The sequence below is a fragment of the Sphingobium sp. SCG-1 genome, assembly GCF_002953135.1.
Lineage (GTDB): Bacteria > Pseudomonadota > Alphaproteobacteria > Sphingomonadales > Sphingomonadaceae > Sphingobium.
On sequence record NZ_CP026372.1, the window covers coordinates 1,746,118 to 1,769,633 of the forward strand.

The 23,516-nt window shown below is 58.2% G+C and carries 27 protein-coding genes, 2 tRNA genes and 1 pseudogene; 16 read left to right on the plus strand and 14 right to left on the minus strand.

Annotation, left to right across the window (positions count from 1 at the left end):
* Positions 1-834 (plus strand): hypothetical protein, encoded by an 834-nt coding sequence (locus C1T17_RS07940; RefSeq protein WP_104952987.1) that lies wholly within the window; start codon positions 1-3, stop codon positions 832-834.
* A 90-nt stretch (positions 835-924) separates the two neighbouring features.
* Here C1T17_RS07940 and C1T17_RS20980 read toward each other — a convergent pair whose 3' ends face one another.
* Positions 925-1,677 (minus strand): hypothetical protein, encoded by a 753-nt coding sequence (locus C1T17_RS20980; protein ID WP_145958971.1) that lies wholly within the window; start codon positions 1,675-1,677, stop codon positions 925-927.
* On the opposite strand from C1T17_RS20980, the gene C1T17_RS07950 reads away from it, so the two are divergent.
* Positions 1,667-2,584, plus strand: coding sequence for a hypothetical protein (locus C1T17_RS07950; protein ID WP_104952989.1), 918 nt, complete (start codon positions 1,667-1,669; stop codon positions 2,582-2,584). The two genes, C1T17_RS20980 and C1T17_RS07950, sit on opposite strands and share 11 nt — an antisense overlap.
* 632 nt (positions 2,585-3,216) lie before the next feature.
* Here C1T17_RS07950 and C1T17_RS07955 read toward each other — a convergent pair.
* The 3 genes from C1T17_RS07955 to C1T17_RS07965 are packed head-to-tail and all read right to left on the minus strand — an operon-like array spanning position 3,217 to position 4,599.
* Positions 3,217-3,816 carry a hypothetical protein gene (locus C1T17_RS07955; RefSeq protein WP_104952990.1) on the minus strand — a complete coding sequence of 200 codons (600 nt, stop codon included), beginning with the start codon at positions 3,814-3,816 and terminating at the stop codon, positions 3,217-3,219.
* Between the two features lie 4 nt (positions 3,817-3,820).
* Positions 3,821-4,312: a GNAT family N-acetyltransferase gene (locus tag C1T17_RS07960; protein ID WP_104952991.1), complete on the minus strand. Its 492-nt coding sequence runs from the start codon at positions 4,310-4,312 to the stop codon at positions 3,821-3,823.
* Complete coding sequence (locus tag C1T17_RS07965) at positions 4,309-4,599, minus strand: DUF1778 domain-containing protein (protein WP_104952992.1); 291 nt, start codon at positions 4,597-4,599, stop codon at positions 4,309-4,311. Before C1T17_RS07965 ends, C1T17_RS07960 begins: the two co-directional genes overlap by 4 nt.
* Positions 4,600-4,834: 235 nt before the next feature.
* On the opposite strand from C1T17_RS07965, the gene C1T17_RS07970 reads away from it, so the two are divergent.
* Complete coding sequence (locus tag C1T17_RS07970; RefSeq protein WP_104952993.1) at positions 4,835-5,803, plus strand: hypothetical protein; 969 nt, start codon at positions 4,835-4,837, stop codon at positions 5,801-5,803.
* Between the two features lie 2 nt (positions 5,804-5,805).
* Here C1T17_RS07970 and C1T17_RS07975 read toward each other — a convergent pair whose 3' ends face one another.
* Entirely contained in the window at positions 5,806-6,462 is a 657-nt protein-coding gene (locus C1T17_RS07975) for a hypothetical protein (protein WP_145958972.1), read from the minus strand.
* 248 nt (positions 6,463-6,710) lie between these two features.
* Between C1T17_RS07975 and C1T17_RS07980 the strand changes: the two genes are divergently transcribed.
* The 3 genes and pseudogenes from C1T17_RS07980 to C1T17_RS22110 all read left to right on the plus strand — a co-directional run.
* Entirely contained in the window at positions 6,711-7,310 is a 600-nt protein-coding gene (locus tag C1T17_RS07980; protein WP_104952995.1) for a recombinase family protein, read from the plus strand.
* Positions 7,307-7,810, plus strand: coding sequence for a hypothetical protein (locus tag C1T17_RS20985; protein ID WP_145958973.1), 504 nt, complete (start codon positions 7,307-7,309; stop codon positions 7,808-7,810). The genes C1T17_RS07980 and C1T17_RS20985 overlap by 4 nt, the downstream gene beginning before the upstream one ends.
* Positions 7,807-8,829 (plus strand): annotated as a pseudogene (locus C1T17_RS22110) (recombinase family protein); the annotation flags it as partial. The gene C1T17_RS20985 and the pseudogene C1T17_RS22110, both read left to right, overlap by 4 nt.
* Positions 8,830-9,322: 493 nt before the next feature.
* On the opposite strand, the gene C1T17_RS07990 reads toward C1T17_RS22110, so the two are convergent.
* Positions 9,323-9,399 (minus strand) — tRNA-Arg (locus C1T17_RS07990).
* Between the two features lie 115 nt (positions 9,400-9,514).
* Between C1T17_RS07990 and C1T17_RS07995 the strand changes: the two genes are divergently transcribed.
* Together C1T17_RS07995 and C1T17_RS08000 are read left to right on the plus strand one after the other, a co-directional pair.
* Positions 9,515-10,255, plus strand: coding sequence for a queuosine precursor transporter (locus tag C1T17_RS07995; RefSeq protein ID WP_104952996.1), 741 nt, complete (start codon positions 9,515-9,517; stop codon positions 10,253-10,255).
* Between the two features lie 7 nt (positions 10,256-10,262).
* Complete coding sequence (locus C1T17_RS08000) at positions 10,263-10,604, plus strand: hypothetical protein (protein WP_104952997.1); 342 nt, start codon at positions 10,263-10,265, stop codon at positions 10,602-10,604.
* Between the two features lie 21 nt (positions 10,605-10,625).
* On the opposite strand, the gene C1T17_RS08005 is transcribed toward C1T17_RS08000, so the two are convergent.
* The 4 genes from C1T17_RS08005 to C1T17_RS08020 all read right to left on the minus strand — a co-directional run bounded on the left by C1T17_RS08005 (position 10,626) and on the right by C1T17_RS08020 (position 12,504).
* Positions 10,626-11,120: a PilZ domain-containing protein gene (locus C1T17_RS08005; RefSeq protein WP_145958974.1), complete on the minus strand. Its 495-nt coding sequence runs from the start codon at positions 11,118-11,120 to the stop codon at positions 10,626-10,628.
* Between the two features lie 145 nt (positions 11,121-11,265).
* On the minus strand, positions 11,266-11,679 hold the full coding sequence (locus C1T17_RS08010) for a 3TM-type holin (protein WP_104952999.1): 414 nt from the start codon (positions 11,677-11,679) through the stop codon (positions 11,266-11,268).
* A gap of 18 nt (positions 11,680-11,697) precedes the next feature.
* Complete coding sequence (locus tag C1T17_RS08015; RefSeq protein ID WP_104953000.1) at positions 11,698-12,237, minus strand: glycoside hydrolase family 108 protein; 540 nt, start codon at positions 12,235-12,237, stop codon at positions 11,698-11,700.
* Between the two features lie 190 nt (positions 12,238-12,427).
* Positions 12,428-12,504, minus strand: a tRNA-Pro gene (locus C1T17_RS08020).
* A 253-nt stretch (positions 12,505-12,757) separates the two neighbouring features.
* Between C1T17_RS08020 and yajC the strand changes: the two genes are divergently transcribed.
* The 4 genes from yajC (at position 12,758) to C1T17_RS08040 (ending at position 16,254) form a co-directional block, all read left to right on the plus strand.
* A complete protein-coding gene (gene yajC, locus C1T17_RS08025; RefSeq protein WP_104953001.1) occupies positions 12,758-13,105 on the plus strand; it encodes a preprotein translocase subunit YajC in 348 nt (115 codons plus the stop codon).
* 4 nt (positions 13,106-13,109) lie between these two features.
* The gene (secD, locus tag C1T17_RS08030) at positions 13,110-14,711 is read left to right on the plus strand and encodes a protein translocase subunit SecD (protein ID WP_104953002.1); all 1,602 of its coding nucleotides are present in this window, start codon (positions 13,110-13,112) and stop codon (positions 14,709-14,711) included.
* A gap of 160 nt (positions 14,712-14,871) precedes the next feature.
* On the plus strand, positions 14,872-15,840 hold the full coding sequence (gene secF / locus C1T17_RS08035) for a protein translocase subunit SecF (RefSeq protein WP_104953003.1): 969 nt from the start codon (positions 14,872-14,874) through the stop codon (positions 15,838-15,840).
* Positions 15,841-15,876: 36 nt separating this feature from the next.
* Entirely contained in the window at positions 15,877-16,254 is a 378-nt protein-coding gene (locus C1T17_RS08040; protein ID WP_104953004.1) for an Mth938-like domain-containing protein, read from the plus strand.
* A gap of 92 nt (positions 16,255-16,346) precedes the next feature.
* Here the strand turns inward: C1T17_RS08040 and C1T17_RS08045 are convergent, their stop codons facing one another.
* The 3 genes from C1T17_RS08045 to C1T17_RS08055 all read right to left on the minus strand — a co-directional run bounded on the left by C1T17_RS08045 (position 16,347) and on the right by C1T17_RS08055 (position 18,661).
* The gene (locus C1T17_RS08045) at positions 16,347-16,760 is read right to left on the minus strand and encodes a hypothetical protein (protein WP_104953005.1); all 414 of its coding nucleotides are present in this window, start codon (positions 16,758-16,760) and stop codon (positions 16,347-16,349) included.
* Between the two features lie 106 nt (positions 16,761-16,866).
* Positions 16,867-18,039 carry a glycosyltransferase gene (locus C1T17_RS08050; RefSeq protein WP_104953006.1) on the minus strand — a complete coding sequence of 391 codons (1,173 nt, stop codon included), beginning with the start codon at positions 18,037-18,039 and terminating at the stop codon, positions 16,867-16,869.
* Positions 18,040-18,097: 58 nt separating this feature from the next.
* Positions 18,098-18,661 (minus strand): helix-turn-helix domain-containing protein, encoded by a 564-nt coding sequence (locus C1T17_RS08055; RefSeq protein ID WP_104953007.1) that lies wholly within the window; start codon positions 18,659-18,661, stop codon positions 18,098-18,100.
* 89 nt (positions 18,662-18,750) lie between these two features.
* On the opposite strand from C1T17_RS08055, the gene C1T17_RS08060 reads away from it, so the two are divergent.
* On the plus strand, positions 18,751-19,218 hold the full coding sequence (locus C1T17_RS08060) for a DUF6456 domain-containing protein (protein ID WP_104953008.1): 468 nt from the start codon (positions 18,751-18,753) through the stop codon (positions 19,216-19,218).
* Between the two features lie 135 nt (positions 19,219-19,353).
* Here C1T17_RS08060 and C1T17_RS21245 read toward each other — a convergent pair whose 3' ends face one another.
* Positions 19,354-19,860 (minus strand): hypothetical protein, encoded by a 507-nt coding sequence (locus C1T17_RS21245; protein ID WP_189338543.1) that lies wholly within the window; start codon positions 19,858-19,860, stop codon positions 19,354-19,356.
* 255 nt (positions 19,861-20,115) lie between these two features.
* Between C1T17_RS21245 and C1T17_RS08070 the strand changes: the two genes are divergently transcribed.
* The 3 genes from C1T17_RS08070 (at position 20,116) to C1T17_RS08080 (ending at position 22,813) form a co-directional block, all read left to right on the plus strand.
* The gene (locus tag C1T17_RS08070; protein WP_104953010.1) at positions 20,116-20,454 is read left to right on the plus strand and encodes a VOC family protein; all 339 of its coding nucleotides are present in this window, start codon (positions 20,116-20,118) and stop codon (positions 20,452-20,454) included.
* 58 nt (positions 20,455-20,512) lie between these two features.
* Positions 20,513-20,929, plus strand: a complete 417-nt coding sequence (locus C1T17_RS08075) for a MerR family transcriptional regulator (RefSeq protein WP_411269223.1) — start codon at positions 20,513-20,515, stop codon at positions 20,927-20,929.
* Between the two features lie 78 nt (positions 20,930-21,007).
* The gene (locus tag C1T17_RS08080) at positions 21,008-22,813 is read left to right on the plus strand and encodes an acyl-CoA dehydrogenase C-terminal domain-containing protein (protein ID WP_104953012.1); all 1,806 of its coding nucleotides are present in this window, start codon (positions 21,008-21,010) and stop codon (positions 22,811-22,813) included.
* Positions 22,814-23,516: the final 703 nt, after the last annotated feature.

The following is a 23,516-nucleotide window of genomic DNA, read 5'->3' on the forward strand; positions in this document are numbered from 1 at the left end:
ATGGCGCGGACACAGGAAGGCCGGGGCGGCACGCGCGGCATCGGGCAGCGTGGTCAATCGAATGGATTACGGTCTTCTTTTCGCGAAACCGGAGCCGTTCGCCTGACATTGGCAGAAGCTGCTAAGGTACATCGCGCCACCGACACGGTGCGCGAGAAAGCGAATGCTCATTATGAGCAGCATCGGGAGGTATGGGTAGCCCGGCACTATGCTAAGCTGTTGCTCAAATCCGCTCCGACGCTTGTGCTGACGCCGCCCGGAATATCGAACGATCCCAAGGTTGCGTTGATGAACCGTGCGCGTAACGAAGTTCAGCGCAATCACGCCAAACGGCTTCAGGTGATTGAGATGGTGCGAAGGGCAATGCTCGACACCGGGAATATGCGCCAAAGCCGCACCATCGAATGGGGCGGTAAGACGGCAACCTTCAATAAGGCCACGGCCCATGGTTCTCAGGCGCGCACCTCGTCACACCCGGAAACAAAGCTCACAAAAGAAGATCGCCCGGTCACACGGACGGAGAAAGCGCGCGTTTCTGTGGCGCAGGATCGCGCCCGACGGCGGGCAGAAGCGCATTTGGCAAAGCATCAGGAGAAATGGACAGCCAAACGGTATTATGCGCTAACGGAAAAGTTCGACCTGTCGAACGGCAAGCTCTCAGGAACAGATGCGCAGCATGTCCGCGATATCGCGATGGAGGTCGCCAATCGAAGTGTGACCGCGAAACATGAAGCGCGGCTTCAACGGATCGACGCAGCATGTGACAGGATGCGGGCTAGCGGCAATATCCGGGCCAGCCGTTCCAATGGCAGAAATCTAGGATTGGGAGATTGATGGTGTTGGGTGCCTAAAACAAATTTCGTCCGGCATGAAGTGAGCGGCTTCTAATGGTGGCCGATAACTTGGCCACCATTGCTTTGATTGTTAGGACCGGCACATCGGCGGCAAGGTTTCCATGATTTGTATAACTGTCGCGATCAAACGCCAGCGACCCACTGCTTCCCGGCGCAGCGCTGGAACATCATCAACCGTGCGCCATTTGCCGTTCTCAATCACGTCACGCATCCACCATTCCGCGCCCGGCGTGAGGACGCAACCGATACCTGGGATGCCCACAGGATTTCCCAGTTCATCACGATATCGACCTTTGAAGTCGCGCAATGCTTCCACGAGCCAATCAACCAAACGTCTATACGGCAAATGGAGCCCTACCAGATAGTTTTGGCAATTTTTCCGTACCAGAGTTAAGCGGATCGTCGCCTCGCTGACGTAGGTAACACTAACCTTCTTGCAGAAGCCGGTGTCACCGTCACCTGAACCAAATTCGCACTCATCGCAAAGTCTTGGCGGTTGCTTCGCTTCATTCGCCCTCCGAGAGCCATTCGAGCCATAAATCGCATCCCAAGCAGCCAGCCGTAAAGGGCACCAAAAGGTATGCAGAAAACAGTCCTGCAGAATCTCGTTTATTGAATTTGCATCAAGGCAACTTGGAATGTTATCCAATGAGTTGACCGTTAATCCACAGGCACATGCGATTGAAGATATCATGTCGTAATCCTCCGATGCGTGATCGCGAGAAGAAATTGACATGGAAGCGCCAAAAGCGGAAACAGTGGCTTTTGGGATAGAATGCAATATTTTTGGATTATAAATCGTCGGAGATTCTATGAGCGCCAAGCCAACTCATCCTGTCCCTCTCGATCTAGCTGTGTCGGAAGCCGTGGCTCGTCTGCTGGTTGATCTGGCCCGAGAAAACGATTGGCGCATAGGAACAGTAAAGAGCCTGCTGTCCAAATTCGGGCAAGACCCGACATTCGTATATACCGAAGCAGGGCAATACGATCATGCAGAATTTGAAGCTGACTACTCAACAATAAAAAAGTTGATAGAGACCGAGAAGCCTATCAATGACTTCCACATGTGGGGGTTTTTCTTGTATTTTACAGAACAAGATGATATAAGACCTCGATTAGAGAGGTACATATTGGATTCACGACTTAAGCCAAAGATAGATTTAGTTAAATCGTTTAATAAGTTTTTCGGTTTCTTCGCGGAGGTAGATGCAGATAGATGCAAGTCTCTGGGAGGGACTTATGAGCTATTCAGACCCTCCCATATCCGTCCGAAACACGAGATCATGGTTTCCGTGTTTCAAATCGGCATCGGTGATGATCTGCTACGCTGTACATTGGAGAATTTCTTCACGGATAAGATTGGGCGTGAGCGGAATGAGAAATTTTTTGGAGAAGTAATCCCCTATGGTGCTCGCACAATGGCGATATTAAGGGCAGAGGGTCGAACGCAGACTGCTAATATCGTTCTTCATTTTGACGGTGTGGACGATCAATATAACGATCCTCTTGGTGGAGGTGATATGCACGGTATTATGCTGTCTGCTATCGGTAATGCCCCGGGGAGCGCGTGGCCTTTTTATGCTGTTAAGGTGCCATCGCATCCTGAGATCACTCCGCGTGTGGTCCCAAGTTCAGATTTTGAAAGTCTACCTGAAGATATTCAAGACAGCTTAAATCGAGGGGCTGTGCATTGGGAACCTAAAAACTATCCCAATCCTTACGTGGGATAGTTTTCTGCCGCTGCGTGAAGAAGTTTTATCGACACATAGAGATATTCCGCGCTGTAGTAATGACCATTGCGGCCTTGCGGTTTCGGTATATCTGGCCATAGTAGGTACGCAGCGGTCCATTGGGCTGGGCAGCAAAGTAATCGACCCCTTCACGCATATTTTCATTATTGCTCCATAGATATTCTACGATGCCATTTATGAGACTGCGTGAGTTCTCTGTACTGAGACCCGAATTTTGCTCTACAAACGTGTCGAATGCTTCATATATTGATTGGTCCGTCTCATCCCTTCGTCTTAGATCAGGCCCAATTACTCAACGGCTTAGGGCAGCAAGAGCGCTTTCTGAGATTTGTTCAGCCATCTTTAAAATGCTCTTTGCTTAGCCAATCGAGTTCAAGTTTGGTCGGCGGGATGTAAGCGGAAACGTTCGCGGGTTACCCAACACCAATATCGCCGTCCATCCATCACCTTCCGTCTGATCCAGTGGGATTTGGCCTATCACTAAGTTCCAACGTTGCACGTTTGTACTTCTAAATCGTTTCTAAGGCCACCCTGTGACGATGCTCGCTTTCCAGTCGCTGACTCACCCTTGCTACCGACGCTTGATAAGCTTTATCAGAGACCACTGACATTTACCCTGCGACCTCGGTTGGCCCATTACTGATTTTTACTCTCCTACTTGGTTTTCGGACTGGAACAGGCAGAGGCTCACTCAAATCCGGCTGCGCCCTAAGCCAAGCTATTACAAAATCCCAACAAGCGTCGTTGGCGGTCATGGCTTGACGATAGAGCCAGCCTCGAATGATCCGAGCGTTCAGCCCCTCTGGCACATTTTCTATCCCCTGGAGCAACGTTGCATGATCCAGTCCTGTCCGCACCAACTCCGTTCTAAGGTGCTTGGACATTTCTTGAGTAAGCTCGATACGCTTCGCCCCATCCGCAAACCGCTTGCCGCGCTTCGGTAATGAGACGCCTTCCGGTGAAACGCGCCCGGCATCGTTCGGTAAGCCCGCAAATGTGTTCAACACATAATCAATATGCGGCGCAGGAGCATCCTCGATAATACCGCTCATCCAGCGGTTCACATGAGCTACGGTCAGATGGTCGGGCTTGTCGTGCGCTTTTGTAAGTAACATCAACGCAGTCATGCCAGTGCGTTTGATTTCCGAGCGCAGCTTCTGCCTGATCGCTTTTGTGATAGGCGCTAACGTGTTCGGGTTGATGGGCTTCATGCAATCACAGGCTGGCTTTCAAATCCGCCATCGACACCATCAGCGTCATCTCTGCTGTGGGTGACTGCGCGAAGCCGAGCGCAAGGTAAAATGCGCGGGCCTCCTCGTTGATGGCGTGAACGACGATCCCGCGTATGCCGATCTCCTCGCCTGCCGCGATCACGCGCTTGGCGGCGTCACGCACAAGAGCGCGGCCAATGCCCCGGCCTTGATACGTCTGTCCGATGGCAAGTCGTCCCAAAAGGACGACAGGAATAGGCTCCGGCATATTTCGCCGCATCCGCCCGCTCGCCTCGTTCGTAGTAATCGAACCTGATGAAAGCGCGTAATAACCCGCTACGTCATCGCCTTCGCAAATGACAAAGGTACGGCTTGCGCCTGCGGCTTGATTGGCACGAGCGCGACGACGCAGCCAGTCATCAAGCGAAGCTACGCCTGAATCAAAGCTGTCCAGATTGTGATGATCGGCAAGAGGCGCAGGCGCAGATAAACTCACTGCGGTTCCCAAGGTGCCTTGGTCTGCATGGTTTTACGCAGCTTATCGTTCGGCTGCGGGGGTGCATCAAGCATCGACAGAAAGCGCCCGTACGTTTTGGCATCGACAGAAATCACGGTCTGATCCAGAATAGCGTCTTCCGCTGCTCTGCGTGAGGCCTCTATCATGAAGTCGGTACGGGACCGACCCTGCATCTGGGCGGCACGATCGATCAGAGCGCGGGTATCCTCACGCATCTTGAGATTAACGGCTTTGACATGGGTATCTGCGGTTTGCTGTGCTGGCATGGTCGTTTCCTTTTCCCAATCATATCATGGAAAGATACACGATGTGTATCTAAAAATGCATCTGCTTCAGGAGGGTTGCCGCGCCAGAGGCGAAACATGGGGGGATCATCTTGGCGCGACAGCCAAACATACCGCAACGACAAGCAGCTTGAATAGATAAAATTTGATTTTCATTTTATCGGCATTTTATCGTTTCCATAAGTATCGTTAATAGTCTTCCTTTATTATCTGACCAATGAGCGACGATATTGAAGAACAGGATAGCGAAGGAAAGCAGCCGCAGCCCGACATGGCGCAGGCGGAGCAAATTCTATTCTATCAGGACGCTCCGATAAATGGTCCCGCTTCTTTTCAGGAAGCGGCGCAATCAAGAGCCAATTTTGCGCAACGTCTGCCCGGTACATCCGAATGGACCATTGGAAACGGCGTTGGGTCATTGAGCCAGCTCACCCGCGAAGAAAAAGTGGAGAAGGATAAGCAGGAAGCTGACGAACAGTTCGAAGAGATTTACGAATCCATGGCTCGTGTCCACGAGGAAGAGCAGGAACGCCAAAAATGGGCGCAAGAGACACATAAATACGCCGGGATCGAAATGACTGGCGCAGAATGGGGTGAATTTGCCGACCGCCTGAAAGGTGACACACCGCTCCGCAAATGGCTTTTGGAGAAGCTCAAGAAGGAAGGCAAGACTGAAACAGAAGCGCAGAAAACGGTCGATGAAGTCGCGTTGCTCGCCAAGATGCAATCGCTGCCTCAAAGTCAGTGGACGGACAACATGAAGGCTCTTGACCGCGAGATGAAAGCCAACCCCGAAAAGGCATCTGAGCTTCAAAAGGTATTACGGTCCGCCAACGATAGGAACGCTGCCAACGATAGAGACAAGGAATTCGAAGGTCCCAAAACCGCGATGCAGCAGATCGCCGAAAATGCTAATACGGCGCAGGCGTCCACGGATGCCCGTGATCAGATGCTATCGGCTGACACCGGCAAAGTAATTTCCATCCCTGCCGTTGCCACGAGCGTTGCAAGCGCAACCGCTCAAGGCAATGAGGATCGGGCCTTTGCTTCTGCGCCTGATCTTGGCGAACACCATCGGGCCGCCATGATTGCGAAGGAGCCGCTGGATGCGCCTAAGCAGATTGCATCATTGACGCCGCCGAATGCACCCGCTCCTGCATCGCCGGGCGGAGGCTTCGACGTTTAATCCTATTTTGGAGAGACCATTGCAACTTGCGGGTTGAGGCGTGCAAGACCAGCAGGCGTATATTCAGTGTCGCCCATCTGCATCAAAAACTGAGGCTGCCCGTTCGCAAGACGTGTGAACAAATGCCCGCCTTTATGTTCGACGTTGGCTAGTAACACTATCGGGAGGCCCTGACGGCTCTGACCATCGGCTCCGGTATGAACCGTGTCAGCTACAACCATAGGCCGCGTGCCGAGCTTTTCAATTTCGCGTATTGCTTCATCGAACTTACCGCCAAGCAAGGCTTCCTGTGGGACACCGGGGCGGCGAGCGTCAAACAGTCGCACGTTCGTAAGCTTGGCCGCTACGCAGACCTGATGAGAAGCTTGCGCACGCGGAAGATCGCCTTCCAACTGATAGCCCAATGAACCATCTGCGTTCGATGTAACCGTATTCACAAAGCGCAGGACAGAAGCATCCTTGATTTTTCCAGTCGGGTTTTGGATCGCTTCCCGATCACCGATAACAAGAGTGCGCTGACCTTCAGCCTTAAGCGCAGCGTTCATCTCTGACATTGGAAGGCATTGTTTCGCGTCCAGCGCATAAGCCGGGGATGCAATCCCAATTGAAGCAATGAAAGCCGCAGAAAGTGCGGAACCCATGATACCAGTTTTAGCCATTATAAACCCCGTTTCGAAAGACGTAACATCAAATGTTCTACGCGCTTCGAAATCAGGCGGTCATGTTGACTTTAGAGTCTCATGGATCGTGGTCCCTGATACTCCTTTTTTCTTCAATTATGCAACGGACTGTGCTAGATATTTCTTTAGGAAATCGGCGGTTTGACCGTTGGTTGGCGCGATCAGGCAATTTGAAAGGCCACAGTCTCACCAATCACGATCTATGAGACTCCCGCCGGAACGTACCAATGACCGCAAAAACCCGCCTTATCGGCTATATCCGGGTAAGCACTGCTGAGCAGAATACTGATCTCCAGTGGGATGCCATGAAGGCTGCAAATTGCCATAAGGTATTTCAGGACAAGGTATCTGGTACGCGCTGGTCGCGGAAAGGCCTCAACGAGGCTTTAGACATGGTAAGGCCAGGCGATAGGCTGGCGGTCTGGCGTATCGACCGTTTAGGCCGATCTATCGGGCATATTCTCTCTGTTATAACTGAACTGAACGAGCGCGGCGCGGGTGTCCTGAGCTTGTCCGAAACGTGCGACACGGCCACGGAGAACGGCGAGATGCAGGCCATCTTTCTTGCCGTTGTCGCGCATATGGAACACCGCGCGATCATTAAACGCACTCGGGCGGGTGTTGAAGCCGCCGCGAAACGTGGACGCGTTCGCGGCGGTCGCCCGAAAATGTCACCTGCGGAAATAAATGAAGCAAGGTCGTTAATGGCAAGTGGTACAATGATCGCGAGTGACGTGGCAAAGCGTTATCACGTTGGACGGGCTACATTATTTCGTAGTGTTCGAGGCGTTGCCCGTACTCATGCAAATTTGCAGGCCCGGCAATGAACGTGATACGCTTAAATAATAAGCGTTTTATCGTAAGACGCGAATTTTATTTTAGCGAGCGGGCTGAAAACGCTCAAAACTATTTTGCTCAAAGAGGAACCGGGGGAAGGTTTATCCCCCCAACATTAAGACGAGTACGCAGTAGGCCTAACTCTCTCATTGCTCATTTGAGCGCCGCTACCGGGCGGCGGGAGATGTATTGGATGACTGACTTACCACCTGATCTAGCTGCAAAGTATCGCGCTTTAGTGCCAAGCATCGACTTTACGGATGCGGCCAAGGACGAAGCTATTCAGGTTATCCATCGGATAATGCAAGCAGGCATTAGTATCGCTTGGGGTACAGATTCCGCTCAATTAGCTCTCAAGCATCAATTCTCAAAAGCTTCCATTCGTAAATCTGGATGTGATAGCGTCACATTTCCCGAACAACTTGAGAATAATAGCGCCACACGCGGGCGAGACAACTACGGCAATGGATCTGAGGAATACGCGCCATGACACGTGATACCAGACAGAAAGCTATCATATACTGTCGCGTATCTGATGCTAAACAAAAGACACGCGGGGATGGTTTAGGCAGTCAAGAAACGCGATGCCGGGAATTTGCTAGTTACCGACAGCTTGATGTCGTCGAAGTCTTCCGCGAGGATTATACCGGGGCGACTGCCAACCGCCCGCAGTTTAAAGCGCTATTGGCCTTTCTCCGTAAAAACCGTTCTAATCCCCATGTCGTCATAATCGACGATCTTTCACGCCTTGCAAGAGATGTAGTTGTCTTCCGCAAAGGCCGAGACGCGATCATCGCGGCAAGTGGAATTTTGGAATCCCCTTCGATTATTTTCGGGGAAACCTCCGATAGTCATTTTGTCGAAAACGTGTTGGCGAGCGCTGCCCAGCATCAGCGGCAAAAGAATGCGGAACAAACAAAAAACAGAATGCGTGCAAGAGCACAAAATGGGTTTTGGATATACGGTGAACCCCAAGGCTATCTTTACGATAAGGCACCGGGCGGTGGGCGGATGATGTATCGCCACGAGCCTGTAGCCTCCATTGTTCAGGAGGTTCTCGAAGGGTTCGCAAGCGGACGTTTTGAATCTCAGGCGGAGGTGAAGCGGTTTTTAGAGGCGCAACCACTTTTCCCAAAAACCAAAAGTGGCCTAATTACCATCGAACGCGTGAAAGTGATGCTGACCCAGCCGCTCTACGCCGGGTATCTGGAGGTGCCCAAGTGGGGAGTGTCCATGCGGAAGGCCCAACACGAACCAATTGTCAGCTTTGAGACATACACGAGGATTCAGGAACGCTTGTATCGAAAAGCACCCGCACCCGTGCGGGTCGATATCAACGAGGCTTTCGCCCTTCGCGGCGTATTGTGCTGCGCCGATTGCCATCATCCTTACACGGCTAATTTCTCGAAGGGTTCAAAGGGAAAGCTCTACCCCTACTATCTTTGTCGGCAGGCTGGTTGCTCGAGCAACAGCAAGTCGATTGCCCGTGGAAAAGTGGAATCAGCTTTCGAAGACCTATTGAAGGCGCTTACTCCTGCGCGGGAGTTGTTCGACTTGGCGGCTGCGATTTTCCGAGACCTTTGGAATGAGCAAGCTGGCAAGGCCAAGGAGCGCAAAAAAGCGATGGTGAAGGAGGTCGCTGATATCGACCTAAAGACCAATCAACTTCTTGACCGACTCGTTGATGCTGAGAGCAAAATAGTCATGGGAGCGTTGGAAAAGCGCGTTGAGGAACTTGAGAAAAGAAAGCTGCTTCTCGCCGAAAATATCAGTAAGTGCGGCACGCCTGCTAGAGACTATGACGAAACTTTTCGAACCTCGATGGAATTCCTTGCAAGCCCTTGGATTCTTTGGGAGTCCGATGTTTTTGCTGACAAGCGTGCAGCCGTTAAACTCACGTTCGGCGACAAATTAATATACGACCGCAATGAAGGCTTTCGAACCCCTGAAACATCATTGCCCTTCAAGATGTTAGAAGCAATTTCGGCGCGTGAGGAGATGGTGGCGCGCCCGGCAGGATTCGAACCTGCGACCACCAGCTTAGAAGGCAGGTGCTCTATCCAGCTGAGCTACGGGCGCGGACAGGCGGAGCCATAGCGGCGCTTGTCGCGCGATGCAATTGACGCAGCAAAATGGTGCGATGCAGCAACGACTTTCTTGCAAAGCCGCGCCAGCAGGATATGCAGAGCGATAGATGACCGCACCGACCATCCCACCCATCGAAAAGATCGACGCCACGACGCTCGGCGCGCGGCCGCTGCGCTATTTCGATTTCGTGATGGCGGCGTTCGTGGCGATCCTGTTGCTCTCCAACATCATCGGCGCGGCGAAGGTGGCGCAGATATCCGTATTCGGCCATCCGTTCATTTTCGGCGCGGGAATCCTGTTCTTCCCGTTGGGCTATGTGATCGGCGACGTGCTCACCGAAGTCTACGGCTATGCCCGCGCGCGCCGCTGCATCTGGGCGGGGTTCGTCGCCAGCCTCTTCATGGCGATCATGAGCGCCGTCGTCGTCGCCATGCCGCCCGCGCCCGGCTGGACGGGGCAGGGCGCGTATGAAGCGGTGTTCGGTCAGGTGCCCCGCATCGTCTTCGCCTCCATCGCCGCCTTCTGGGCTGGGGAATTCGTCAACAGCTTCGTCCTCGCCCGTATGAAGATATTAACGCGCGGTCGGATGCTATGGGCGCGCACCATTGGATCGACCGTGGCGGGGCAGGGCGTCGACAGCCTGATCTTCTATCCCCTCGCTTTCCTCGGCATCTGGCCGACGGCGCAGGTGTTGACGGTCCTCGTCACCAACTGGGCATTGAAGGTCGCATGGGAAGCCGTTCTCACGCCCTTAACCTATCTCGTCGTAAACGGCCTCAAGCGCCGCGAGGGGCTGGACATCTTCGACAGTCAGACGGATTTCACGCCATTCAAGACACGTATCTGAAGCGCCGATGACGCTTGAGCATATCGCCGAAATCTGGGGCGGCTGGAAGCATCAGGCGGAGCTGTTCGTCGGCCTCAGCGCGGACGCCATGCATGTGCATGTCGGCGTCACGCTGCTGCTGCTGATCGCGCTGCTGACGCGGAAACGGATGGACCATTGGCTGCCTTGGCTGAGCGTGTTGATCATCGAATGTTGCAATGAATTCATCGACCTCAATCAGGCGCAGGGCAGCATCGAAAACAACTGGCCCGCATCGCAGCACGACATATTGAACACGATGTTCCTGCCCACGGCAATCATGATCTACGCCCGCGTAAAGCGGTTCGAGGCGGTCGGGGCATGGGGGTAGCTACCGGCGGAGCTACGCCAATCAGTGCCCCAATGCGTTGGAAATGCTTTGGAAGGGCCGTGATAACACCTCTCCAACCATCGTCGCCGCGATGATAGCTGCGATAATCGCCGCAACGCCGAATACCACATATTGCAGGGCCGACGCGATCTGACGGCTTCGCGCCTCGCCCTTCAGGGTTTCGCCAAGTCGGCTCGGATCTTTCCTGCGCTCATGACTTTCGTCTTGTCGCGCAGCGGCCTTCGGATTCTGGGAGGCGTGCGCCATCAGGGCATCGACATCGATCTTGTCCTGAGACCGGAAGCCGAACCGTCGGCCGCGTGACCATGCGACCCGACCGATCACGGTCAATGCCCCTCGCCGTATTTCGATATAGGCGCCGCGTTCGGGTGGATCGGCCGTCTCGACCATCATGCCACGACTTGATGCGTTACGTATGCGTACATCGCTCCACACGCCGTCAGAGCGCATCCGCGCGTCTGCCAGCACATTGCGCCGAGGCTCCCTGGCCTTCACGTCCGCACCTTATGCCCTCCTGCACAGCGTCATTGCTGGCGCTTCCGCAGTCTCATAATTGTCTGCATTGTCAAGTGCTTGCGAGACGCACCCTAAGTTCGGTGTCCGGTAATAAGCATGGTGCAAGGGCGGAGGAACAATCCTCTCACCGATCCACACCCTTGACCTTCCCCCACATCCGAGCGGCAGTGTAGCCAAGATAGCCAGTGCCGAACAACGCATAGAGCGGCTCCGGCAGGCCGTGCAGGTAGCCGGTCATGCCCCGTGCGATAGCGTCCGCTACATCGGGTCGCACACCCGCGATAAGCCCCATCGGGATCGACCACAGCAGCAGAGCATAGATGACATAGAGGAACGTCGGCCGCGCCCGGCTGGTCCAGAGGTCGCGGGCCGATACCTCCGCCATCAACGCCGAAGTGTCGGCAGCCGCGTCCTCCCCCTGCCGACTCGCCGCGAGCGTCAGCAGTTCAAGCTTAACCCGGTTTGCCGCTTGCCTATTAGTAACCACGCGATCGACGATGTCGAGGAGCGGCATCAGGTCGGACTGACAGATCGCCATATCTTCACCTCCCGCAGGTTAGCCGATCCGGTTCGCCAGCCAGCCATAGACAAATGCCTCGTTGGCCGGACGCTTTTCGGCAAGATCGATATATCGCGCGCCCTGCAAAGCTTCCAATGCCTTCAACAGGACCGCCTCGCCATTCCCCGCACGCACCTCCATGAACTTCCCAAGGGCAGCAAGCGTGTCCGGCCCAATCTTCCCATCCGGCGCCATATCGGCATAATCGCGCTCTTTCCGATTGAGCGCATTCAAGGCGCGCTGGAGGAACTTCGCCGCGACGGCAGTGCCCATATTGACGCCGGTGTCGAACATTTCCTCGGCCACGCGGGGCGACAGCTCCGCCACAAAGGCGAACTTCGGCCGCGTCCAGAACAGCAGCCGGTACGCCTTGACCGCCCGTTCCCTTGGGAAATCGGCCATGGCCCCGCTATACCCTAACGCCCGCGCCACCTGTTGCGAGATGCCCCACCGCGTCGGACCGCCCCGATCGGCCGGATGATCGACATACCCGCCCTCGCGCTCGATCACGTCGTCGATAAGCTGCTCGATATCCATGCCACCCTCCCGCAAAGAGGATTGTGCTAACCTATGTGGTTACCTATAGGACAGGATAAAGTGGAAGCCGATGTAGACGCCAATCCGTCAGGAGTAGAGGCTGCTCGCGAGTATGACGGGCACGAGCGCGCGCAAATAGCCGCCGCTGACGCAGCCAGCGGGCGTATCTCAATCACTACTCAAGCTAATTTGGTCGGGACGAGAGGATTCGAACCTCCGACCCCCACACCCCCAGTGTGATGCGCTACCAGGCTGCGCTACGTCCCGACCGGAGGGCGGCGTTTAGGCGGATGTCGGGAAAGATGCAAGCGCTTCTCGCGGCGCAGCGCCGGCGCGCGCGGCCATCCCCTCGGCGCGTGGAATATCCGCAGCCGCCGCCTTACAATTCACGCCCGATCAGGCCGCGCGTCCCTAATGCTGTTGCCTCCCCGCCCTGACTTGTGTTAGCCGCGCGCCCTTGGTCCCGTGGTGTCAGACAGCCGCGGTCGTCCGTATCTCTTCCGAAGTGAAAGTTGCCCCCATGTTCATCACGCCTGCCTTTGCCCAAGCCGCCCAGTCGGGTTCCGGCGCTGCGGGCGGCACCGCCGGGATCATCGCCAACATCCTGCCGCTGGTCCTGATCTTCGTCGTCTTCTACTTCCTGCTGATCCGTCCGCAGCAGACGAAGATGAAGAGCCACAAGGCAAAGATCGATGCGGTCAAGAAGAACGATCAGGTCGTCACTGGCGGCGGCCTCGTGGGTAAGGTCGTCCGCGTCGATGACCTCTATGTCGATATCGAACTCGCGCCGGGCATGAAGGTGAAGGCAGTCAAGGCCACTATCGCCGACGTGATCGACCCCACGACCGCGAAGCCGGCGAACGACTAACCCCATGCTGACCTTCCCGCGCTGGAAAATCACGCTCATCCTGTTGACGCTGGGCATCGGCATCTTGTGCGCGATCCCGAGCTTCGTGCCTGAACGCATCACGCAAACATGGCCCAAGGCGCTGCAAACGCGCGTCAATCTGGGCCTTGATCTGTCGGGCGGCAGTCACTTGCTGCTGGAGGCAAGCACCGACGACGTTACGACGGCGCGGCTGACCAACATGGAAGACCAGATCCGCACGGAACTGCGCCGGGGCGATCCGCGCATCGCGATCGGCGACATCTCGCGTCGTGATGGCAAGCTCTCCTTCATGGTCCGCAATCCCGCGCAGGTGGATGCCGCCGTCGAGCGTATCCGCCCGCTGACGCAAGGTGCGGGCATGACCGGCCAGCGCGACTTCGACGTGACCGTGGTGGACAGCAGCACCATCATATTGAGCCCGACTGAGGCGGGCATCAATGCCTCCGTCAACAGCGCGATGGAAGTGGCGACCGAAGTCATCCGCAAGCGCATCGACGAACTCGGCACCCGCGAACCCAGCATCGTGCGGCAGGGCGACAACCGCATCGTGGTGCAAGTGCCGGGCCTCCAGAACCCCAAGGCGCTGAAGGACTTGCTCGGTCAGACGGCGAAGCTTGAATTCAAGCTGGTCGACTATACCGCCAACCCCGCCGAAGTCGCGCAGCGCCGCGCGCCGGTGGGTAGCGAAGTGCTGCCTTATCCCACCAACCCTTCCGGCGTGCCCTACATTGCGGTCAAGCGGCAGGTGATGGTGTCGGGCGACGAATTGACGGACGCGACGCAGGTCTATGAGCAGCAGGGCAATCTCCCCGCGGTCTCCATCCGCTTCAACAGCTCGGGCGGCCGGAAATTCGGCAAGGTGACGAGCGAGAATGTCGATCGCCCGTTCGCGATCATCCTCGACGGCGTGGTGCTGTCCGCGCCCAACATCAACGAGCCGATCCTGGGCGGCACCGCGCAGATCAGCGGCAGCTTCACCGTGGAAAGCGCCAACCAGCTTGCGATCGCGCTGCGTTCCGGCAAGCTGCCCGTCGCGCTGAAGGTCGTGGAAGAACGCACGGTCGGTCCGCAACTCGGCGCCGACTCGATCCGCGCAGGCATCATCGCATCGGTGGTTGCGGCTAGCGCCGTCGCGGTCTTCATGTTCTTAAGCTACGGCCGCTTCGGCATGTACGCGAACCTCGCGGTCGTCATCAACATCCTCGTCATCCTGGGCGTCATGGGCATTCTCAACGCCACGCTGACGTTGCCGGGCATCGCCGGTTTCGTGCTGACCATCGGCACCGCCGTGGATGCCAACGTGCTGATCTACGAGCGTATTCGCGAAGAGCGCAGGCGAGGGCGAGGGGTCGTGCAGGCCGTGGAATTCGGCTATAAGGAAGCGACGCGGACGATTTTCGAAGCGAACGTGACGCACGCCATCGCGGGCGGCATCATGCTCGCGCTGGGATCGGGGCCGGTGAAAGGCTTCGCGATCGTGCTGCTGATCGGCATCGCGACGTCGGTGTTCACGGCGGTGACGTTCACGCGTCTGGTGGTCGCGACATGGCTCCGCCGTGCGCGACCGTCCGAGCTGCATATATGACGCCGTATACCCACCTCGCCGATTTCATGCACGCGCCCTACACTCCGTTCGGGCTGAGCTTGTCGAAGCCTTCTCCTGAACGAAGTGAAGGCGCTTCGCTGCGCTCAGCAGAACCCTTCGACGGGCTCAGGGCGAACGGACGTAAGACTGGATCACCGCAATGAAACTCCTCAAACTCGTCCCAGACAACACGAACATCGGTTTCGTCCGGGTCCGTCACATCGCCTTCGCGCTCACGCTGCTGCTGACGATCCTCGCGGTCGCGGCGGTCGGCGTGCGCGGCCTCAACATGGGCGTGGATTTCGTCGGCGGCCTGATGGTCGAGGCCAAGTTCGCCTCGCCCCCGCCGCTCGACAAGGTCCGCACCGATATCGACGCGATGAACGTCGGCGAAGTCTCGCTCCAGCAGTTCGGCGACCCGCGCACCGTTTCGATCCGCCTGCCGCTCCCCGAAAGCAAGGACGACGGCGCGACCGACAAGCTGGTGCGACAAGTGCAATCGGGCGTCGAGGCGAAATATCCCGGCGTCACCTTCAGCCGTTATGACGCGGTGTCGGGCAAGGTCTCGGGCGAGTTGATCCAGAACGGCATCCTCGCGGTGCTGCTCGCAATCGTCGGCATCGCGATCTTCAGCTGGTTCCGCTACGAATGGCAGTTCGGCGTCTCCACCTTCGTCGCGATCCTGCACGACGTGCTGATGACGCTCGGCTTCTTCGCGATCACCCGGATGGAGTTTGACCTCAACATCGTCGCCGCAGTGCTGACGATCGTCGGCTATTCGATCAACGACAAGATGGTGATCGACGACCGCATCCGCGAGAATATGCGCAAATATCGCAAGATGGACATGAAGGCGCTGATCGACCTGTCCGTCAACGAAACGCTGCCGCGCACCGTCATGACCTCGGTAACGGTGATGCTCGCCCTGGGCGCGCTGCTGCTGTTCGGCGGCCATGTGCTGCGTGGCTTCTCCGCTGCGATGATGCTCGGCATCATTATCGGCACTTACTCATCAGTCTATGTGTCGTCCTCGTTGCTCATCACGCTGGGGCTCAAGCCCGAGCCTGCCGAACGCAGGTCGGGCACGCCCGCCAAGGCAGAGCGCGTCGGCGACGGCGCGCGGCCCTAAGCTGGCCCCTATGAGCAGCCGGCTATGAGCAGCGGAATGGAGATGCGGCGCGACGGCGGCTATTCCGGCCCGCGTATCACCGGCTTCTCGGGCCGCGGCTTCCGGCTGGGGGAGACGGTGTTCCCCGGCGGCATATTGCTCAGCCCGACCGAAGCATGGCCCTGGGACCATGCGCCATCGCCGAGTGATCTAACGCTCGCGTCGCTTGGTCCCCTCGCGGCCCTGACCCCCACGCCCGAGTTCCTTCTACTTGGAACCGGCGCTGGCCTCATCCAGCCCTCCCGGACCTTCGTTCGCGAAATGGAAGCACGCGGCCTCGGTGTCGAAGCCATGGACAGCCGCGCCGCCGCCCGCGCCTGGGGCGTGTTGCGGTCTGAGGATCGTCAGATCATAGCGGCGCTGATGCCGCTCTAGAGCATTTTCGAAGCAGAGGGCATCATCTGCTGGCTTGGAAAATGCGGAAAACAAAGACGCTCTAGCGCCCGCACGCGGGCAGGACCGGCAACTCAGTCCAGATGCGCTTTCGACAGCACTGCCGGATAGAAGATATCTTCCTCCCATCGCATCCGCGTCTCCAGCGCCTGATGGATCGGCATGTAATCCGCGATGAAACCGTCGGGATTGGCGGAGATTTCCCGCGACGGCCATTTGACCGTGCATTCGACCAGGCGTTGACGCCAATCCCGGATGCCCTCGTGATAGCTCTTCATGAGCGGGGCGTGAGGTCCGCTCTCGGCGCAGGGCCTCACGCGCCGTATCAGCCGCAACTCGTCGGCAACATGATCGGACACCGCGCGAGATAATGTCAGGCGCAGCCGGGCGACCTGCCTGAGCGATCCTTCAGAATGCTCTTGTGCCGCATCGAGTATGGATCGGCCGATCTCGATCAGTTCGCGATGCTGCTGTGAATTACTGACCACGTTTACACTCGTTCTGTGAGCCTAAACGTCTAGTTGCACCGAATTAATATAGATTAAATATAGACTTAAGTCTAATTCGCGAGCGAAACGGATATATTTCAGTAGCCTAGATCGTCCCCGTGATGCCCTGCAGATGCGCTAGCAAAGCGTCGCCATTCGCCGTCCACGTGAATCGCAGCGCGGCCTCGCGCACAGTCTCGCGATCCGGCGGCGTATCGATCAGTTCCCGCACCGCCGCCGCAATATCGGCAGGCTCACGCTCCACGATCCGCCCTGCTTCGGGCCGGTCGAGCAACTCCCGTGCCCCGCCCACATCGCTGATGACGATCGGTGTACCGCAGGCCAGCGCCTCGACCCACGCATTCGCCAGCCCCTCGGACGCGGAGGGCAGGGCCATCACATCGGCCGCAGCCAGGAACTGCGGCAATCGCTCATGCGGCACCGCCCCCAATATCCCGAGCCGGTCGGCAACACCCAGCCGCTCCGCCAGAGCCTGCAAGGAGGCCCGCTCCGGCCCCTCACCGATTAGCACCAGCGTCACGTCCGGCAAAGCGGGCAGGGCGCAGATCAGCAGCGATTGCCCTTTGCGCGGGATCAGCGCGCCCACGCTCACCACTACCGGCCCGGACAGCTTCAACTCCGCCTTCGCCGCCGCACGGTTCATCGGCGTGAAGCGGTCCAGATCGACGCCGGTATAATGCACCTTGATCTTGTCGCCCTCCATGCCGAGCGCGATCATCGAGCGCCGCATGGCTCCCGACACCGCCAGCAGCCCGTCGGCCTCCCGGCCCGCGCGCAGCACGGCCTTGGCAGTCGCGGGCGCATGGCCCCAGTGATGGATGTCCGCGCCGCGCGCCTTCACGGAAAACGGAATGCCCAATGCCTTGGCCAGCCGCGCCGCGACCGGGCCGTCGGGATAGAAGAAGCTCGCGTCGATCACGTCGAACGGCCGCTCGCCATGCAGGCGGCGCACCAGCGGCAGGATCGCGCGCGTCATCGTCGCCACATTGAACCGCCCGCCGATCTTCGGCAAAATCGGGAAGCGCGGGCGATAGACGGTAAGGTCGCGCCAGCGTTCCTTCTCCGGCAATCGCGTCAGCGGCAGATAATGATCCGCCTTCGACAGCGGCCATGGCGGGATGCCGATGGGTGCCACGACAGTGACATAGGCTTCGGGGCGGCTAGCGAGTTCCCGTGCCTGCCGTTCGACGAAGACGCCGAAATTCGGGCGGCTGATGTCGGGAAACAGGGTGGATAGCATGAGGACGCGGATGGTCATTCCGCTCCCCTATAGCAGTTTGTTTAACAGGCCGTTAGCCACGCGCTAAAGCCACCCGTTACAGCGCGCGCACCAGCCGCGTCGCGACTGCGGCCCAAGGCGGATCGGCCAGCACCTGTTGCCGCGATCCCGCACCCAGCGGCAGGACATGGATCTTGTCCCCGTCGCGCCCGATCAGTCGCCCGAACAGGAAGCGCCCGCCCGGACGCGGCACCAGCACGTCGCGATTGAGCGCCTTGGCATAGGCATCCGCCGCGATCTTCTCGCACCAGATCTCGTCCCCGCCACGATAGTCGCCGATGCTCGCCAGCACGCGCACGCCCACCATCGCTGCCGTCGCGACGGGGGGCGTGAAGCTCTGCCCATGCGTCGGCGCCTTCGCACCCTCCGGCCCAATCAGCGCCGCGACTGCGACATTCTCCTGCCCCGGCATGTCCACCAGATCGGCGGACGTGACGCCCAGCGCCGCCGCGATCCGGTTGAGCCAGCCGACTGAAACGGTACGCATTCCCGTCTCCAGCCGCCCGATCGTCTGCGCCGTCGTCGGCGGATCGCACCGCAGCGCGACATCCTCCAGCGTCAGCCCCTTTGCCTTGCGAACGTCACGGATGCGGGTAATCATGGGCTTGGTCCTGTACCTATCTGGTTTTTCGCTGTCCTACAGATTGGCTTGGGAGGCAAGGGAAATCCCCCGCCCTAACAGGAGCCGCCATGTCCCGCCAGTTCGCCAGCTATATCGAGCAGACCATAGAAGACCCGAACGGCGAACACTGCGTCGTGCTGGTGAACCGTGGCGAGTCGCCGATCACCTGGCTGCATGTGCGCGGCAAGATCACCGAGCGGCAATATCTCGCCGCAGAGACCCTGCGCCGCGACTGGGAGCGGGCGGGGCTGGGGCCGCAGGTCACGATGCACTGGAACCCCGCACCCGTCGCAAAGGGTCGGCACGGCGCACCCCGCGCGCCCGATCCCACGCTCGCGCAAATGTCCGCCCGCGATCGCTTCACCGCCGCCATCGACGCAGCAGGACCGGGCCTGTCCGACATATTATGGCGCGTCGCCTGTGCAGGCGAAGGCCTCGGCGCTGCCGAAAAAGCCCTCCACTGGCCCACTCGCGCGGGCAAGCTGGTGCTGACCTTAGCGCTGGACCGCATCGCCGATTTTTACCGGATGCGGTGAGGGTTTGGGTGGAGAGTGGAACGGCGGCTTTCGGAGGGCTGACCGGCGATAGCAGCCGCTGCGCGGCAAAAATCATTCGGCAGCAATCGCTCCATTCGTACACATTTGGACAAAACCGCATCGACTTACAGCTTATTAGTGGGCGACCACCAAGAGATACGGGTTAAAGGTTCTGGGATCATCCATCGGCTCCTCCCAGAACAATTTGTCAGCAGCCATGAAAACTCGATCCCCGGCTGCGCCAAGCCATACGAAGCGACACAGCTTCGGGAAGTTGGGCGCTTCGACGCAGAGGCGCTCACCCCCACGAAATCTCTCCGTTTCCCATCGGCCAAAATATGATTTCCGAGCACGGTGACACTCGGATCGCGTCCATACACCATTGGCAGCGAAATGCTCACTCGGCGGGCATCCGCCCATCCAGAATGTTTTCACTTTTACGTTCGGGTAGGGGCGGTATGCCTCGTCGACATATAATGCGCGTCCGCGGAACGCGGCGCTGATCTGCTGACCGGTCATTGGCCGCCAGTTGGGCTGGTCCAACTTCAGAGGTGGTATCTCCGTGGCGATCAAGGCACCTCCCGGCTGTTTCGATGAGTGATTGTCGGGCGAGGCCATCACTGGGTTGGCGAGCACGAACACGAATACGACAAGTCCGATTCTCATTACGTTCCCCGATGGGCTGGTGGTCTTTCAGCCATCATATACATGTGCAATTAACGACCGCTTGCTCACAAATCTGGTCATCTATTCTTCGACTTACCGACCTAATGAGTAGCCGGTTTCAAGAATTAGGATAATCTGGCGGCGTGACCAAGAACGGTCGCCGCTTGTCATAAAAGCTGTGCCTCCAATCCACACCCTGCTATGAACATACCAAGAACAACGGAGCGACTCATGGCGAAACTTAACTATGTCGAATTTGCGATCGAGCACATTCCCACCGTCCGCCCCTTCTACGAAGCCGCATTCGGCTGGACCTTCACCGAATATGGCCCGGACTATGCCGCGGTCGAGGGCGGCGCGACTACCGCAGGCTTCAACGCCGACACCTCCCAACCCACCCCGCCGATCCTGCCGCTGATCGAAGTCGACGACCTCGAAGCCGCGCTGGCCTCGGCAACGGCGGCAGGCGGCGTCGTGCGGGTGCCGATCTTTGCCTATCCCGGCGGCCGTCGCTTTCATGTCGTCGATCCGGCGGGCCACGAAATCGGCGTGTATCAAAGCGGCCACTAGGGTCTGCTCGACACTTGACGCGAACGTAAACGTCAACTACTTTCGCGGCATGAAACATATGGCTCAGATAGCCGGCATCGAAATGCCCGATCTTACCGAGCGGGATGAATACAGCATTTCGGATTTGTCGGCGGAATTTGGCGTGACTGCGCGCGCGCTCCGCTTTTATGAGGATGAAGGGCTGATCGCGCCGCAGCGGCAGGGCCTCGCCCGCATCTATTCGCGCCGCGACCGCGCGCGCCTCGCGTGGATATTGCGCGGCAAGCGCGTCGGCTTCAGCCTTGCCGATATCCGCGAGATGATCGACCTTTACGACCTCAACGACGGCCGCGAAGTGCAGCGCCGTGTCACCATCGAAAAATGCACGGCACGCATCGACCTGCTTGAGCGGCAAAAGGCCGATATCAACGCCGCGATCGAGGAACTGGCTGCGTTCGTAGCCATTGTCGAGGCAGGCAGCCCAACCGACAGCTAAAGCAGCCGACAGCTAAAGGCTGCGGCGCTTCCTGCGCTTTTGCCAGACCGCACCCCAACGGAATTTCCGGAGAGAACCATGCCCGTTTATACTGCCCCCGTCCGCGATACCAAATTCGTACTCGACCACGTCGTGCACATCGATCGCTACACCAATCTGCCCGGTTTCCAGAATGCGTCGCCCGATATCGTCGAGGCGGTTCTGGAGGAAGGCGGCAAGTTCGCGGCGGAAGTTCTCTTTCCTCTCAACCAGGTTGGCGATCAGGAAGGCTGCACGCGCCATCCGGACGGCAGCGTGACGACGCCCACCGGTTTCAAGGATGCCTATGACCAGTATGTCGCGGGCGGCTGGACCACGCTGCACGCTTCGGAGGAATTTGGCGGCCAGGGTCTCCCTTCTGCTGTCGCCACGGCGTTTGCCGAATATGTGCTCTCCTCCAACCAGGCGTTCGAGATGTACCACGGTCTCACTGCGGGTGCGATCGCGGCGATCCTGGCGAAGGGGTCGGACGAGCAGAAGGCGAAATATGTCCCTAACATGGTGAGCGGCAAGTGGACCGGCACCATGAACCTTACCGAGCCACATGCGGGCACTGATCTCGGCATGATCCGCACCCGCGCTGTGCCGAACGGCGATGGCAGCTATGCCATCACCGGCACGAAGATCTTCATTTCCTCGGGCGAGCATGACCTTGCCGAGAACATCATTCATCTGGTGCTGGCCAAGACCCCCGGCGCACCGGAGAGCAGCAAGGGCATTTCGCTGTTCATCGTGCCAAAGTTCATCGTCAACGAAGATGAATCGCTGGGCGATCGCAATGCCGTCACCTGCGGTTCCATCGAGCACAAGATGGGTATTCACGGCAATTCGACTTGCGTCATGAATTATGACGGCGCGACCGGATGGATGGTGGGTGAGGAGAACAAGGGCCTCGCCGCGATGTTCATCATGATGAATGCCGCCCGTCTCGGCGTCGGCCTTCAGGGACTGGCGCAGGGCGAGGTCGCCTACCAGAACGCCGTGCAATATGCCAAGGACCGCCGTCAAGGCCGCGCGCTTACTGGCGCGTCGGAGCCGAACGAGAAGGCCGACACGCTCTTCGTCCACCCGGACGTGCGCCGTATGCTGATGGAAGGCAAGGCGCTGACCGAAGGGTTGCGCGCCTTGTGCCTGTGGGGCGCGCTTCAAGTCGATCTGTCCCACCTGGCCCAAACCGAGGAGGAGCGCCAGACGGCGGACGACCTCATCTCGCTGCTTACCCCGGTCATCAAGGGCTACGGCACGGACAAGGGCTTCGACATCGCTGTCGCCAGTCAGCAGGTCTATGGCGGGCATGGATACATCCAGGAATGGGGCATGGACCAGTATGTCCGCGATGCCCGTATCGCCCAGATTTATGAGGGAACCAACGGGGTTCAGGCTATGGACCTCGTTGGCCGCAAGCTGGCGCAGAATGGCGGTCGTGCAATACAGGCGTTCTTCAAGATCATCGCGGACGAAGTGGCCATCGCCAAGGCCGAACCGCGCCTCGCGCCCTTCTCCGAAGCCCTGGAAAAGGCGAATGCGCAGTTGCAGGGTGCGACCATGTGGCTGATGCAGAACGCCATGCAGAACCCCAACAATGCCGGGGCGGGCGCTTATCACTATATGCACATCATGGGCATCGTTGCGGTTGGCCTGATGTGGCTGCGCATGGCAAGCGCGGCGGTGCGCCTGCTCGATGCTGGCGAGGGGGATGCGAGGTTCCTCGAAGCCAAGCTCGTCACTGCGCGCTTCTTTGCCGAGCGCATCATGCCGGACGCAGGCGCGCTTCGCCGTAAGATCGAAGGCGGCGCAGAAGTGCTGATGGCGCTCGATCCGGAGATGTTTGCGACCGCGGCCTGATTACGACTATGCTGTCGGGCATGGAGCGGGGGCGGTGCGAACCGTCCCCGTTTGCGTCAAAGATATCTTGACATCACGAACCATATAGGTTATACGCCACGACACTTCCAACGCACCTGATCGAGGCGAAGGCAAGTGAAGGTTCCTGCTTGGCGGCTTGGCTGTCATGCAGGAGCGGTCGGCGCGGAACCATCCAGCATAAGAAGACGGATATCCGCATACTGCCGGCGTTCTGGTATCGTGGACTGTAGGGGCGTCGCGTCAGCGGCCAACCAGTAATTGCCTCCAAATGCCCGAAAGGGAGCAGCAGACCCGCCGGATCGCCAAAACATAAAGCCTCGACGCTTTATACATACTTTAGGCTACCAAGTCGTCGAGCCTGGGTGACCGAGGCAAGGACGCGCCGACCGTAATCCTTCTTCTTCTTTCCGAAGCCCGCACCCGCGCGCTTGAAAAAGGCAATCCTACAGCCAGTGCACCCCGTCGCAAGCCCGATAACTATCGGGTCGCCCGCGAACAGCAATCGCGTACGGCGTTATATATTGACCTCACAAACGCTCCGCACGGCCCGCTCGCCTCTTCATGCACGCAAGACCGCAGTTACATCCGCGAACCATCCACCAGCCCGCGGTCGCTTTCACGAAAAAACCATGTCCATTCCAGAACGGACTGAGCGCCGCTGATCCATGGCTGGCGAGCGGGG

Excerpts from the sequence above, each read along its gene's own strand:
- C1T17_RS07940 (WP_104952987.1), top strand. The coding sequence starts at position 1 with ATGGCGCGGACACAGGAAGGCCGGGGCGGCACGCGCGGCATCGGGCAG.
- C1T17_RS07950 (WP_104952989.1), top strand. The coding sequence starts at position 1,667 with ATGAGCGCCAAGCCAACTCATCCTGTCCCTCTCGATCTAGCTGTGTCG.
- C1T17_RS07955 (WP_104952990.1), bottom strand. The coding sequence starts at position 3,816 with ATGAAGCCCATCAACCCGAACACGTTAGCGCCTATCACAAAAGCGATC.
- C1T17_RS07965 (WP_104952992.1), bottom strand. The coding sequence starts at position 4,599 with ATGCCAGCACAGCAAACCGCAGATACCCATGTCAAAGCCGTTAATCTC.
- C1T17_RS07970 (WP_104952993.1), top strand. The coding sequence starts at position 4,835 with ATGAGCGACGATATTGAAGAACAGGATAGCGAAGGAAAGCAGCCGCAG.
- C1T17_RS07975 (WP_145958972.1), bottom strand. The coding sequence starts at position 6,462 with ATGGCTAAAACTGGTATCATGGGTTCCGCACTTTCTGCGGCTTTCATT.
- C1T17_RS07980 (WP_104952995.1), top strand. The coding sequence starts at position 6,711 with ATGACCGCAAAAACCCGCCTTATCGGCTATATCCGGGTAAGCACTGCT.
- C1T17_RS20985 (WP_145958973.1), top strand. The coding sequence starts at position 7,307 with ATGAACGTGATACGCTTAAATAATAAGCGTTTTATCGTAAGACGCGAA.
- C1T17_RS07995 (WP_104952996.1), top strand. The coding sequence starts at position 9,515 with ATGACCGCACCGACCATCCCACCCATCGAAAAGATCGACGCCACGACG.
- C1T17_RS08000 (WP_104952997.1), top strand. The coding sequence starts at position 10,263 with ATGACGCTTGAGCATATCGCCGAAATCTGGGGCGGCTGGAAGCATCAG.
- C1T17_RS08010 (WP_104952999.1), bottom strand. The coding sequence starts at position 11,679 with ATGGCGATCTGTCAGTCCGACCTGATGCCGCTCCTCGACATCGTCGAT.
- C1T17_RS08015 (WP_104953000.1), bottom strand. The coding sequence starts at position 12,237 with ATGGATATCGAGCAGCTTATCGACGACGTGATCGAGCGCGAGGGCGGG.
- yajC (WP_104953001.1), top strand. The coding sequence starts at position 12,758 with ATGTTCATCACGCCTGCCTTTGCCCAAGCCGCCCAGTCGGGTTCCGGC.
- secD (WP_104953002.1), top strand. The coding sequence starts at position 13,110 with ATGCTGACCTTCCCGCGCTGGAAAATCACGCTCATCCTGTTGACGCTG.
- secF (WP_104953003.1), top strand. The coding sequence starts at position 14,872 with ATGAAACTCCTCAAACTCGTCCCAGACAACACGAACATCGGTTTCGTC.
- C1T17_RS08040 (WP_104953004.1), top strand. The coding sequence starts at position 15,877 with ATGGAGATGCGGCGCGACGGCGGCTATTCCGGCCCGCGTATCACCGGC.
- C1T17_RS08050 (WP_104953006.1), bottom strand. The coding sequence starts at position 18,039 with ATGACCATCCGCGTCCTCATGCTATCCACCCTGTTTCCCGACATCAGC.
- C1T17_RS08055 (WP_104953007.1), bottom strand. The coding sequence starts at position 18,661 with ATGATTACCCGCATCCGTGACGTTCGCAAGGCAAAGGGGCTGACGCTG.
- C1T17_RS08060 (WP_104953008.1), top strand. The coding sequence starts at position 18,751 with ATGTCCCGCCAGTTCGCCAGCTATATCGAGCAGACCATAGAAGACCCG.
- C1T17_RS08070 (WP_104953010.1), top strand. The coding sequence starts at position 20,116 with ATGGCGAAACTTAACTATGTCGAATTTGCGATCGAGCACATTCCCACC.
- C1T17_RS08075 (WP_411269223.1), top strand. The coding sequence starts at position 20,513 with ATGGCTCAGATAGCCGGCATCGAAATGCCCGATCTTACCGAGCGGGAT.
- C1T17_RS08080 (WP_104953012.1), top strand. The coding sequence starts at position 21,008 with ATGCCCGTTTATACTGCCCCCGTCCGCGATACCAAATTCGTACTCGAC.